Here is a 13106-nt window from a genome sequence, read left to right as displayed (position 1 = left end):
GCGCCTGAACTGAGCGTTATGTGCTTCGGAACACTGGCATCTTTAATTGACGAATGGCGAAAGGGATTTATATGTTAGAAAGAATACATAGAATAAAAGGTATAGGGCTTTTACATGATGCAGATGCAAGATCTCATGGACTACAGAAAGCTAGCTTTATCTATGCAGATAATGGACGAGGTAAATCAACACTAGCTTCATTATTACGTTCTTGTTCGACGAATAAACCTGAACTCCTCTTAAACCGCCGAACTATTGATGGTAATAACGAACCAGAAGCAATTCTTCAATTTTCTAATGGGCAGCGTTCTTCCTTTCAAAACGGTAGTTGGGATGTTGAGCGCCCAGAGCTTTTAGTATTTGATGCCGATTTCGTTGAACAAAATGTTTATGCAGGTGGACAAGTTACAGCCGACCAACGAAAAAACTTATTACAATTTGCACTTGGCGAAAATGCTATTGTGGCGCAAAAAGAATATGATCTCGCAGATGATAATGCGAGAACAGCAGCCAATTCTATACGAGAAACAGGTAATCAATTAGAAATGCTGCATAGAGGTTTGACGCAAACTCAATTTCAAAGAATCGCCGAAGTTGTAGATGCAGATGATCAAATATCCGCTCTTAACGGCAAAATCGTTGAAGCCCAAAATATAGGTCTTATTCAAGCTAAAGTATTGCCTCAGCAGTTAGCATTGCCGACACTTAATGTGAATAATATTTTTATTGTTTTGGGTACGTCCCTCGAAAATATTGATCTAGCAGCAGAGAAGCAAGTTAAAGAACACTTAAATACTCACAACAAAAATCGTTTAGAGAAATGGATAAGTGATGGGCATGCATACGGTGAAGAAGGTAATTGCTTGTATTGCAACCAACCTCTCGATGGTGTCGAATTAATACAAGCATATCGCAGTTATTTTAATCAAGATTATAAACAGCTTAAGTCGGATGTTTCTCGGTTGACAGGCCTCATTAACGCGAGCTGCTCTAATGAGATCATTGACAGATTAAAGTCACGGTTTGAAACTGCCAGTGCAGTCATTGATGGCTGGCAGGAGCATGTTGAGGTAATACCTCCAACATTCGATGAAAATTCCGCAAGAGATGCTCTTTCTAATATTGAAACTCTGTTAAACGCTTTGAGAGAGAGCAAAGAAGTTAACTTGCTCGACGCTGTTGGCTCTGAAGATAATAAAAATGAAGTTACTAGAAACTGGCAGGAAGTTATAGAGATTGTTGTTGCATGTAACAACTCAATTTCAAATGCTACAGCTGTTATAACAAACTACAAAAACAGTTTGGCAGCTCTAAGTATTGAGAATTTGCAAAACCAAATCAGTGATTTAGAGTGGGCTAAAATACGTTACAGGCAAGATGTTGTAGATTTATTTTCACAACTCACTTTGGAAAAAAGTCAGGACGGAACTGCAAAATCTGAAAAACAAACAAAAAAAGATGCTTTGAATCAAATCATGCAGGCAACTCTAGAAAGCTATAAAGATCGTATTAATGAGCTTTTGCGCGGTTTTGGTGCTCAATTTCTGATTCCGAATATTGATTTTAATTATCGGGGTGGATTGAGAAGTGATTATGTATTGCAAATGCGCGGGGCGAACATTGCTTTAAGCGGTGGTGTACCAGATTTTAAGACTTCCCTGAGTGAGGGTGATAAGCGCACATTAGCTTTTGCTTTCTTCATAGCCTCTGCTGAATCTGATCCTGATTTAGCCAACAAGGTTATTGTAATAGATGACCCAATGTGTAGCTTAGACCTTAATAGAAAGCAGCAAACACGTACTGTTTTGAAGAGGTTGCATGACAGCTGCAAGCAAATAATTGTTCTTGCTCATGATGTTCATTTTCTTCGTAATCTTCGTGATGATGTGTTGCGAACAGGAAACCCGAACGAAATTAAATGTTTAAAGTTAAAATCAGTAATTAATCGCTATAGTGACTTTGATGTCATAAATCTTGATCAAGAATGTGAAAGTGCATATTTCAAATGCCACCGCATGCTTGATGAATATTTAGTTGGGAATGCTCAGAGCAGTATGGAAATAGCTAGGTCAATTCGGCCAATGCTTGAAGGGTATCTACATAGACGTTTTCCCAACTTGATAAATGGCGGCGTTTTGTTTGGGCAAGTTATTGACTTGATAAGTAATGCGCAACCACCAAGTCCTTTAGTTAATGCTCAAAACATTACTAACGAACTAAATGAGATAAATCGTTACGCCGGACAGTTTCATCACGATACTAATCCAGCGGCAGACCAAGTTCAAATTACAGATGGTGAGCTTTTAAGCTTTGTAGAAAGGTCGCTAGCTGTGATTTATGCTGGATAAACACATTAGTAATTAGCACATAACAAGGAGTTTGCTTTGGATTCATTTCGCACATTGATCGAAGAGTATAAAGGCAAAGAGGGGGTAGCCCAGTTGTTCGGTGTTTTACTTTATACTGATCAACACCCTAATATAAAAAAAGTATTAAGAGATGACGATTATTGGCTTTCTTTTAATGAACTAACAGGCGAACGATTTTGTGTATTCTCGGTGAAGCCAGCAAAAGGAAAGTATGAATTTCCAACTTTCTCTCCAGGTCAAACTGGAATGATGGTTCAAATGTGGAAAGAACCAGCTGAGAATAAAAAGTTAATAGAACTATTTGAAATCGAAGATACGAAAAATATCCCAATGTTGTTGCTATTCACTGAAATCAAAGGTGAATTCCTGAAAATTGAATTAAAGCTTGATAACTCAAGTCAAGATACTGCATATAGTTCAATCAAAGAGCAGTTAGAGTTTTCTTGTAACGCTTTATCGCTGATAAAAAAAGAAAACCTTAAGAACCCACCAGGTTTATATTCAGCTCTAAGCTTTCATCAGGATGATAGATTAAAATGGAAGTTACTGACCAAAAGTGTTGATTTATATGCCTACATTAAGCGTTTGTTGCCATAACAAAAGACTAAGGTTACGACAGTCCGCTATTGGCACTTAGCAGTCATAAATATACGAATCAAACACCAACAAAAAAGGTAAGAAAATGAGGTCGTCTTTGCTAATTTCTATTTATATGACAGCAAGTGGTACTTTGCTTAAGCGTGCTGTGAGCGAGAATTAGTCATTGAGTGAGTAATTAATTAATGACTACTTCCCCCCTTTTTTATATGTTCAAATAACCCATCATATGCATAATATATATAGCTAGCAATAACTTATGCTTTTTGCTATTAATAGAAGCTCATAAAATAAGGACGTTTTCGCTTAAAAATAGAGAAAGAGTCCTCTGATAAAGCATTTATATTTAAAGGAGTGTTACATGGAGTATAAGTTTATTGCAGTTTCTCAAATCTGGGCTACTGGTGGTATGTTAAATAGAGCAAACGCTAAAGCAAACGAGTTGGCAAGAGATGGGTGGGTGTTATCAAAAATGGAAAAAGGCTTTAGTGGTTTTTTATTTGCAACTTTATATCTAGCCTTTGAGCGTAAAATTTAAATATAACAAGCGACTAAGGTTTCGATTATCCGATCATGGCACTTAGCAGTCATAAACGAATCAAATACCAACAAAAAAGGCGCTTCCTTTACAGTAAGCGCCCTTCTGTTATCTCACTAATTACTTATTTTACGATTGTCATTTCGTCTAACAAGTTTTGTGCATTATCTACTTTATCCATTACCCACAGCATGTAGCGTGAATCAACGTGGATTGAGCGATTAAGCTCAGGGTTGTAATCCCAGTCACCAATAATACTTTCGTAAACACCGTCGAACAGTAAGCCAACAAGCTCTGCTTTGCCGTTAAGTGTTGGCGAACCTGAGTTACCACCGGTAGTGTCTACATTTGATAAAAAGTTTACTGGTACTGTATTCATGCCGCCCGTGTAATCACCATAAAGCTTGGCTTTAATTTGCTCTTGTAACTTTTTGGGTGCATTAAATGGGTCAACATCAGTGTTTTTAGCTAGTAACCCTTCAAGCGAGGTAAAGGGTGTTGCTACCAAGCCGTCTTGAGGTGAGTAGCCGCCTACGGTACCATAGGTTACTCGTAGTGTACTGTTGGCATCGGCGTATACAGGTTTGTTTTTAGCTTTGTTAAACGCAATTATTGCGCTCATTAGCTCAGGGCGAGCTGCTTGTAATTTACCTGCAAGTGCTTTTGATTTATCTTCCTGTGCTTTCATTACTTTAAAGATTGCTTTAGCGTACTGCACAAATGGGTCTTGGCTTTGATTTAGCTGGCTAAACGATTGTTCAAATAATGAATTGCGAACAGTGGCATTATCGAGTCTTGACTGCTCATACATGCTATCAAGTAACGCGCTTTGGGTTGCTTTATCAAACCCATTTTGTACTTTAAATACGTTATCAACGTCGCTAAAACGCTCTTCTTTTGGAAGTGCTGCATACAGTTCTAAAAAGTGCAGTAAAATAGCTTTGTCTACTTTGCTATCATAACGGCGCGTCATGCGCTCAAGCCCTGCTTTAATGCGAGGTAAGTCACGTTCTTGATAACCAGATTCACGTTCGCTATTTGGCTTTTGCTTTTCATAAGCTAGGCGGTATAAACGTCGTGCTGTGCTGATCATTTGTGAGCGATGTACATAACCTAACATTCGGTCGCGTTCACTGTGCTCTTGTGATTGCGCAATTAGATCAGATAGCTCACCTAATACGCTTCCGTATTGCTCTTTACGCTCACTATCGCTATTGATCCATTGTGTTAACTCTTGCTCAAACTGTTTTTTGCGCTCAAGCATAGTGCCTTTTTTGAAGCTTTCGATCATCGAACCATAGTTTTTAATATAGTTGTTATAACCTGCAATGGTGCTTTCGTAAGCAATACGCGCTTTACTGCCGTCTTCTGAGTTTTCTTCAATAAGCGACACGTATTTTGAGTTATGAACGCGTGCTTTAGGGTAACTGTCGTTAAATACGTTATCTACCTCTGTTGCAATGCGGTATCGGTTAGTACGCCCTGGGTAGCCTGTAACCATTACAAAGTCGCCTTCTTGCACGCCTTTAGCACTTACTTTTAGGTAAGAGTCAGGTACGTAAGGTACGTTGTCTTCGCTGTATTCTGCTGGTTTTCCATCTTTGCCTACATAAGCGCGGTAAAAACCAAAGTCGCCTGTGTGGCGCGGCCACATCCAGTTATCTATATCGCCACCGTATTTACCTACGCCCATAGCTGGTGCGTAAGATAAACGTACGTCTTTAATTTCAAGTGACTTAATTAGGTAAAACTCTAAACCACCATGAAACGAATACACGTTACAACGGTAGCTTTCGTCGGCTTCACACTGGGCTACTAGCGCTTTTTCGTTTTTTACTATTGCGTCGTAGCGTGCTTTACCGCTTAGTTCTTCAATACCTTTACTAACTTTGTCAGTCACATTAGTAACTGTTTCTGTGACGTATACGCGTGAACCCGGCGCTACTGGTAAGTCCTCAGCAGGGCTTTTAGCTAAAAAGCCATTTTCTAATATGTTGTTTTCAGGTGTTGAATTGTATTGCACCGAGCCATAAACACAGTGATGGTTTGACACAACTAAACCCTTAGGCGATACAAACGATGCTGTACAGCCACCTAGGCTAATTACCGCATTCATTGGGAATTCGGTTAATTTAGAAATAGATTCAACATCAATTTCAAGCCCTTTGGCTTTTAAAATTGATTCTAACTCTGGAAGTTGGTGTGGTTGCCACATGCCTTCGTCGGCTATGGCGCTACTCGCAAGTGATAAAGAAAATGTGGCTGCTAATGTAGCTACAAGAGGTTTTAAACGCATTATAGAATCCTTTTTATTTGTTTCTATAACAGGTTACTCGTCAGTAGCTAATGAGGTCAATAGCCGTGCAATGATTTGTTACAATCAAGTGTTTAATCTTACTTTTTATCAAAATTCATCGAAAAATCAAGAAACTGTTTTGCTGGTATTGGTTTGCTAAAGTAAAAACCTTGCATAAAATCACAGCCTAATTTGTTCAATAAAGTAAGCTGCTCTTTTGTTTCTACGCCTTCGGCTACCACTGTCAGCCCTAAACTGTGTGACATGGCAATAATTGCCTTTACGAGATTACAATCTTCATTGTTTAGTACAATACCGTCAATAAAACTTCTATCTATTTTGAGCACATTAAAAGGGTATTCTCTCAAATAACTTAACGATGAATAACCTGTACCAAAGTCATCCATTGATAAGTTAATGCCTAATGCTGTTATTTCAGTCAGTATATCAACAACATTAGTGTGGCAACTCATCAGCACTCCCTCAGTTATTTCAAGCTCTAAATTTTCGGGATTTACGTTTGCTTCACTCAATGAGTTTTGAATAAAACTGAGCAGCCCTACGTCCCTAAATTGGCGAGGAGATAAGTTAACAGCCATGGTGTATTGCTGTGTGCGTTTACAAGTACTTTGCCATGTGTTTAAAAAATCTAATGCTTGGCTAATTACAAACTTGCCAATGGGTACAATTAATCCTGTATTTTCGGCAATAGGTATAAACTCATCGGGTGTTACATTACCTAGCACAGGGTTATGCCAGCGTAATAACGCTTCTGCACCAATGATGTGTTTATTTTTGGCGTCAAATTGGGGCTGGTAGAATAACTCGAATTCATTACGTTCAAGGGCGCCACGCATCTGCTCTTCTATTACTAGTCGGCGCTGAATAATTACATTCATTTTTTTAGTAAAAAATGAATAAGTATTACGACCATATGATTTTGCTTGATACATTGCGGTGTCAGCATTTCGTAATAAATCAGCAACGGTTGTACCATTTTCTGGGTATATGGCTACACCAATACTCGCTGTAAGTATGTGTTCTCGGCCCTCAATTTTAAAAGGGGCTCTAAAGTTATTGACCAGTTTTTCAGTAATTTTTAGCGCTGCATGGTGATCAGTTATACCTCGCAGTAATACGATAAACTCATCTCCACCTAGGCGCCCTACCGTGTCGTCTTTACGTAATGCCTCTTGCAGCCTTTGCGCTGATTCAATTAAAAGTTTGTCTCCTGTTTCATGGCCTAACGAATCATTTATTTTTTTAAAATCATCTAAATCCAAAAACAGTACCGCTGCTTTTTCGTTATTTCTTTGTGCTTCAATAAGTAATTGCGACAAACGATCAAGTGCTAAAAAACGATTTGGAAGTAAAGTTAGACTATCGTAATACGCTTGATGTCTAATTAGTTCATCTGATTTATGCTGTTCTGTAATATCTCGAATAATAACCATTAACTGGTTATGTTCTGTTATTTTATTTATTCTTGCTTCAAAAAAAACGAGCCCATGGGGCAAAGCTAGCTCGTATTTAAAGCTCATCATCTGCTCTTTTTCTAATACAAGGCTGATATAGGTTTCAAATTTTTCGGCTACATCGCGCGGGAGTACATCTCCCATTTTTTTACCAATAAATTGCTTGGGCTTGGTATAGAGATCTGTTTCATTACTGGCATGATACTCAATAATAGTTCCATCATTTTCCATCAAGAAAAATAAGTCAGGAATTGCCTCAAAAATAGTTTTTAGCATATCCTCATTAAATGATGCATCTGCTTGTGCCTTTTTAACCTCAGATAAGTCAATATCAATGCAGTACATTTGTTTTGTATTATATTGATTTGTAAACATAACATGGCTAGAAAAAACAGATACACTTTCGCCATCTTTACCTTTTAGGGTAATTTCGGATGCTGGAATTTCTATGTCTTTTTCTACCCAATCACTGTGTGCGTCAATTACAAATTCACACATCGGCTCTGGAATTATAAGGTCTTCTATTTTTTGCCCTATGGCTTCTTCTTTTGTGTATCCGTAAAGTCGCTCACTGCCTTCATTCCAATAAATAACACGACGCTCATTGTCATAACCTTGAACAGAAATTACATTTACCGCATCAAATAACTGGTGCAAATAGTCGTTAATTACAAATTGGTTGGTTAAGTCTGAAGCAACGTCGTCTAATTTCATTTTGAGGCTATATCCATAAGTAATTTTATTTAGTAATAAAAAACACCAAATAATAATTAAATTTAATTTTAATATTAAATTTCCATGTACATTATATACGCCATTATACAAAACAAAAAAAGAGCCGAAGCTCTTTTTTAATAATTGTTAACTGTATTTAAACTCTATAAAAACTGAATTTATTTTTTTGTCACATCATTTGGATGTTCCACGCCAATCCATGCTTTGAATAATGCTTTTTGCTGTGGCGTTGCCTCTTTATCAGCAACTACTTTTTTAGGCTTATCAAAATCTTCTGATAATACTAATGTTAAGCTTTCAAGAGCATCGCGACGAAGATAGTCAACGGTTACCTTATCGCCTGCCTTAAACGTTTCTAGGCTGGTTTTTAAATCTTTACCTACGTGATGTTTGTTTATAGCGACAATTTTATCATCGGTAGTTAAACCCGCTTTCCACGCACTGCCACCACGGCGTACATAACTTAACGTCAGTAATTCACCCGTATTTTTAGCGGTAGCATCAATACTTGCAAGTGCTTTTGCTTTTTCAGGACGCTCAAACTTTAAACCTACTTTAGTAAGTAAGTCGTCAAAGTTAATACTTGCAGGCGACTCTACATTTTCTTGCCACCAGCTTGAATAATCACGTCCTGTTAAATCTTTTAAGATATTAAGTACATCTGTATCTGTAAATCCAGCGGGCATTTTATGATTGTTATAAAGTGCTTTGTGTACGTCTCGGTAGCTTATTTTACCTTGGCTTTTTTCTAGTAAGTCGATATCTAAAGCAAGTGAAAGTAACGAACCTTCTGAATAAATATTGGTGCTGTAGTTACGTGCATGATCGCCACCTTGATTAATCCATTTATCAAAGCTTGTTTCGCTTGCGCTTTGCACTTCACGGCCCGGTGTTTGTAAATGACGATTAATGGTTTTACTCATCACTTTAAAAAATTCATCCGTTGTTTGAATGCCTGAGCGCACTAATAAATGATCTTCAAAGTAACTTGTTGAACCCTCTGCAATCCACAGCAGTTTAGAGTAATTCATATTAGTGTAATCGTATGGCACTAAACCTTGAGGGCGGTATGCTTTTACATTCCACGTATGAACAAACTCATGCGCAGCGGTGCTAATAAAACCTAGGTAATCTTCGCGGCTACCAAATCTATCGCGTGGACGTTGAATAATTGTTGAGTTTAAATGCTCTGTTGCACCACCCGCACCTGATGTTGCATGCACCATAAATACATAACGCTCATACGGATAGCCATCCCAAATTACATTACCCGTGGCAACTAATTTTTTAAGATCGGTAAGCATTTGCTCTACATCGTAGTTACCATCGCCCCATATAACTAACTCGTATTCACGCCCTTCTACTTCAAATGTGTGTAGTTGGTTAATACCCGTTTCGATTGGTGAATCAACAAGTACGTCGTAATCGGCTGCTTTAAATGAATTTTTGCCTTTTAAATTATCCATACCCGATACAGAACGCCACTTTTTAGGCACGTCTAAATTAACGGTTACAGGCTCTTGGCGAAACGAGTCACTAAACATAAAAAAGCCTGACGCATCTATAAATGCATGGCTGTCGTCAATGTGGCGAGCACGTTTACCAAGCTCATTTGCATACACTTGGTAGTCAACATTTACTTCTGTAGGTTCATTAAGATGTACACGCCATGTACTGTGATCTATTTTTTCCCATTTTAGTTCTTTGCCATCTTCATCTTTGGCTTTGAAGTAGCGAATACCATTTGCAAGGTTTAACATTTCGTAGCGACCCGTGCGCCACGCAGGAAGTTTTATATCAAGGTGTGCTTGCGCTGTTTTTGGAAACTCAACACTTACATCACCTAAATGATGCTGTGGTTGCGAGATTTCTAAAGAATAATTTACATCGGCAAATACAGGCGCTGAACATGCAGCTAAAATTGAAAGGGCTAATAACTTTTTCATAGAGACTCTTAGTGGAAACTTAATTGCTTACAAGACTAACAAGCCCCTATTTAAAAGTGAATTAAATACGATAAATGACCCTATATACGAGTTTATAAGTAGTAGCTTATTAAAATTTCTAAGTTTTTTACTAGATAACTACACATAATAAAAATTTGTTGTAAACTGAAGATAATGAAATTAATTTGATGGCGGTATGCTTAGGTGTCACAAAGATCTAACGCAACAGATAAAAAGCTAAAACAAGCAATTGATGCGCGTATGGCTGTTGAGAGTGCTCGTAAACATCAAGTAGATGTTCTATGTGACTTTACAGCTAAACTATCGTTGAGCTGTAAAGGACTAGATATCGAGTTAGATAATCGCCTCGCCAAATTTAGAAGTGCGCTTAATAAAGGCATGAGTTTTGAAAACCTTGCTCCCCTTATTAGTGAAACTTTAATCCTACTTAAAAACCAAGAATCGATTCAACAAGCTCAGCAACGTAATTTATACAACAGTGTGCAAAGTGCCGGTAAACAATTACAAAAAACCAAAGGTTTACCTGACGATACTCGTAGGACTCTAAGAAATTTACTCGATCACGAGATTAATAACGTTCATTCAACTCATGGTTACATTCCGCTACTTGATCAACTTATTAGCTTTTATCATGAAGCGTTGCTTACCAAACAAGACCCTCAAGTTGATCAGCAGCGCCCAATAAAACAGGCGCGTGCAAAAAAACTACTTGAGCTCGCTAATGAACTTATACTTGAAGAAGAAGCTACGCTACGAATTAATAATATAAAAAATAATATTACAGAAAGTGACTCAATCGACTCATTACTCGATGTTGCAATTAGTATTATTGATGTAGTCGTAAAAAATATAAGTAAAGAGCGTAAATCCGCGCAAAGCTTTTTAGTTTCATTAAACCAAACCCTCGAAGATCTTCATAACTCTATCGTCTCAACTAGCAAGCACTCTGAGTCTATGGAAGTTGAGTTTGACTCACTTAATAAAAGCATTGAACTAAAAATAAAAAATCTTAATGAGCAAACGCAAAAAGCTACATCAATCTCATCTTTAAAGGAACTCGTAGATAACGAATTAAAATCAATAAGCGAAGATTTTATAGCAAAAGAAAAGTTAGAACGAATAGACAGAGAAATGCTTAGCGCTAGCTTTAATGAAATAAAGACTCGAATTGTTACTTTAGAAGATAAGTTAACAACGTATAAAAAACGCTTAAACGAACAGCGCTTTAAAAGCTTACTAGATGGACTTACAAAACTGCCTAACCGGGCTGCATTTGACGAACGTTACAATCACGAAATGCATTTGTTTAATGTGCAGCCATCAGATGTTACGCTTGCAGTTATTGATGTTGACCACTTTAAATCTATCAATGATAGATTTGGCCACACCGCAGGTGATATTACCTTACAAGTTATATCAAAAGCGTTGCAAAAATCGGTAAGAAAGTCTGATTTTATAGCGCGTTATGGCGGTGAAGAATTTGTACTATTAATGCCAGGTGTGTCGCTAGAAAACGCAACATTACCCCTGGATAAAGTAAGAAAGGTAATTAAAAATATACCTTTTAAATTTAGAGAAAAACAAATTGAGATCACTATTTCGGTAGGTGCAACTCAATTTAAAAAAGGCGATACCCTATTAAAAGCATTTGATAGAGCTGATGATGCACTTTACGAAGCCAAAAATTCAGGGCGAGATAGACTTTGTACCAGTAAATAATGTCATAGCTATTATAACTTTTATGACAAGTAGTTTTACGATTTAGTAGTAGGAGCACGTCTATGTTAATACAGTTAAACCCAACTGGGGTTTTAGATTTACTGTCGCAATTAGAAGTTGATTTATTAGAGCAATCGTCTGCTAGTGAGCGTTATAAATTATTTAGAAACTGCGTACTTGCAGTCCTCAATGTAGGTAGCCATACCGACGACAGTAACGATATATACGACAAATATAAAGATTTTGATATTCGTTTAGTAAGCCGCGAACGAGGTATTAAAATTGAGCTTGAAAACCCACCCGAAACCGCATTTGTTGATGGCGAAATAATTACCGGTATTCACGAACATATATTTTCTGTTATTCGTGATATTTTGTTTATTTGTCAAAAATACGAAAAAGATTTAAAAGAGCAAAAAGCCATAACCCATATGGTGTTCGATATGCTCAGAAATGCAGGTGCACTGCGTGTTAAAAGCGAGCCTAACATGGTTGTTTGCTGGGGCGGACATTCAATAAACGAGGTTGAATATAAGTACACAAAACAAGTAGGTTACGAACTTGGTTTACGTGGATTAAATATTTGTACCGGTTGTGGTCCTGGTGCCATGAAAGGCCCAATGAAAGGCGCAACTATTGGCCACGCAAAGCAACGTAACACCGATAATCGCTACTTAGGTTTAACAGAGCCAAGCATTATTGCTGCCGAGCCACCAAATCCTATTGTAAACGAACTCGTTATTTTACCTGATATTGAAAAACGCCTTGAAGCTTTTATTAGAACAGCTCACGCAATTATCATTTTTCCTGGTGGCGCAGGTACTGCTGAAGAGTTGTTATATTTATTAGGCATATTGTTGCACCCAGATAATACTAAACAATGTTTACCTGTTATTTTAACTGGCCCCAAACAAAGCGAGGCGTACTTTAAAGAGCTATGCGAGTTCGTTGAAATGACACTTGGTAATGAAGCGTTGGATAAGTTTGAAGTAATTATTGATAATCCTGAATTAGTCGGTCAAAAACTAAAGTCATCGATGGCTAATGTTCGTGATTACCGTAAAAGTGAAGGTGATGCTTATTACTTTAATTGGACATTAAAAATAGATAACGACTTTCAACAACCTTTTGCACCAACACATGAAAATATGGCAAGTTTAGATTTACACCTTGATCAGCCTAAACAGCTACTCGCGGCTAATTTACGTAGAGCTTTCTCTGGTATTGTTGCTGGTAATGTAAAAGACGAAGGCGTTAGAGCCATTAAACAAAACGGTCCATACATTTTAAGTGGCGAACCTGCCCTTATGACAAATATGGATAAATTATTACAGGCATTTGTTCTTCAAGGTCGCATGAAGCTCCCTGGTAGTAAATATGTTCCATGTTACAAAATAAAAGCATGAGTTT

The 13106-nt window shown here is 37.6% G+C and carries 8 protein-coding genes; 5 read left to right on the top strand and 3 right to left on the bottom strand.

Features of this window, described 5'->3' with window-relative positions:
* Positions 1-71: 71 nt before the first annotated feature.
* The 3 genes from H4J63_RS00970 (at position 72) to H4J63_RS00960 (ending at position 3504) form a co-directional block, all read left to right on the top strand.
* Positions 72-2348 (top strand): AAA family ATPase, encoded by a 2277-nt coding sequence (locus tag H4J63_RS00970; protein ID WP_182193859.1) that lies wholly within the window; start codon positions 72-74, stop codon positions 2346-2348.
* 36 nt (positions 2349-2384) lie between these two features.
* On the top strand, positions 2385-2966 hold the full coding sequence (locus tag H4J63_RS00965) for a hypothetical protein (protein ID WP_182193857.1): 582 nt from the start codon (positions 2385-2387) through the stop codon (positions 2964-2966).
* Between the two features lie 361 nt (positions 2967-3327).
* Complete coding sequence (locus H4J63_RS00960; protein WP_165722958.1) at positions 3328-3504, top strand: hypothetical protein; 177 nt, start codon at positions 3328-3330, stop codon at positions 3502-3504.
* 124 nt (positions 3505-3628) lie between these two features.
* Here H4J63_RS00960 and H4J63_RS00955 read toward each other — a convergent pair whose 3' ends face one another.
* The 3 genes from H4J63_RS00955 to H4J63_RS00945 all read right to left on the bottom strand — a co-directional run bounded on the left by H4J63_RS00955 (position 3629) and on the right by H4J63_RS00945 (position 9956).
* Positions 3629-5800, bottom strand: coding sequence for a S46 family peptidase (locus H4J63_RS00955; protein WP_182193855.1), 2172 nt, complete (start codon positions 5798-5800; stop codon positions 3629-3631).
* A gap of 98 nt (positions 5801-5898) precedes the next feature.
* Entirely contained in the window at positions 5899-7989 is a 2091-nt protein-coding gene (locus tag H4J63_RS00950) for a bifunctional diguanylate cyclase/phosphodiesterase (RefSeq protein WP_182193853.1), read from the bottom strand.
* 179 nt (positions 7990-8168) lie between these two features.
* Entirely contained in the window at positions 8169-9956 is a 1788-nt protein-coding gene (locus H4J63_RS00945) for a M61 family metallopeptidase (protein ID WP_182193851.1), read from the bottom strand.
* A 204-nt stretch (positions 9957-10160) separates the two neighbouring features.
* Here H4J63_RS00945 and H4J63_RS00940 point away from each other — a divergent pair, with 204 nt between their 5' ends.
* The gene (locus H4J63_RS00940; protein WP_182193849.1) at positions 10161-11696 is read left to right on the top strand and encodes a GGDEF domain-containing protein; all 1536 of its coding nucleotides are present in this window, start codon (positions 10161-10163) and stop codon (positions 11694-11696) included.
* Positions 11697-11758: 62 nt separating this feature from the next.
* Entirely contained in the window at positions 11759-13102 is a 1344-nt protein-coding gene (gene ppnN, locus H4J63_RS00935) for a nucleotide 5'-monophosphate nucleosidase PpnN (RefSeq protein ID WP_182193847.1), read from the top strand.
* Positions 13103-13106 lie beyond the last annotated feature (4 nt).

Origin of the sequence: Pseudoalteromonas sp. 5Ae-yellow, assembly GCF_014077565.1 — a bacterium.
Lineage (GTDB): Bacteria > Pseudomonadota > Gammaproteobacteria > Enterobacterales > Alteromonadaceae > Pseudoalteromonas.
This window is presented reverse-complemented; position numbering and strand designations above follow the sequence as displayed.

Coding starts and splice junctions, on each gene's coding strand:
- H4J63_RS00960 (WP_165722958.1), top strand. CDS start 3,328: ATGGAGTATAAGTTTATTGCAGTTTCTCAAATCTGGGCTACTGGTGGT.
- H4J63_RS00970 (WP_182193859.1), top strand. CDS start 72: ATGTTAGAAAGAATACATAGAATAAAAGGTATAGGGCTTTTACATGAT.
- H4J63_RS00955 (WP_182193855.1), bottom strand. CDS start 5,800: ATGCGTTTAAAACCTCTTGTAGCTACATTAGCAGCCACATTTTCTTTA.
- H4J63_RS00950 (WP_182193853.1), bottom strand. CDS start 7,989: ATGAAATTAGACGACGTTGCTTCAGACTTAACCAACCAATTTGTAATT.
- ppnN (WP_182193847.1), top strand. CDS start 11,759: ATGTTAATACAGTTAAACCCAACTGGGGTTTTAGATTTACTGTCGCAA.
- H4J63_RS00945 (WP_182193851.1), bottom strand. CDS start 9,956: ATGAAAAAGTTATTAGCCCTTTCAATTTTAGCTGCATGTTCAGCGCCT.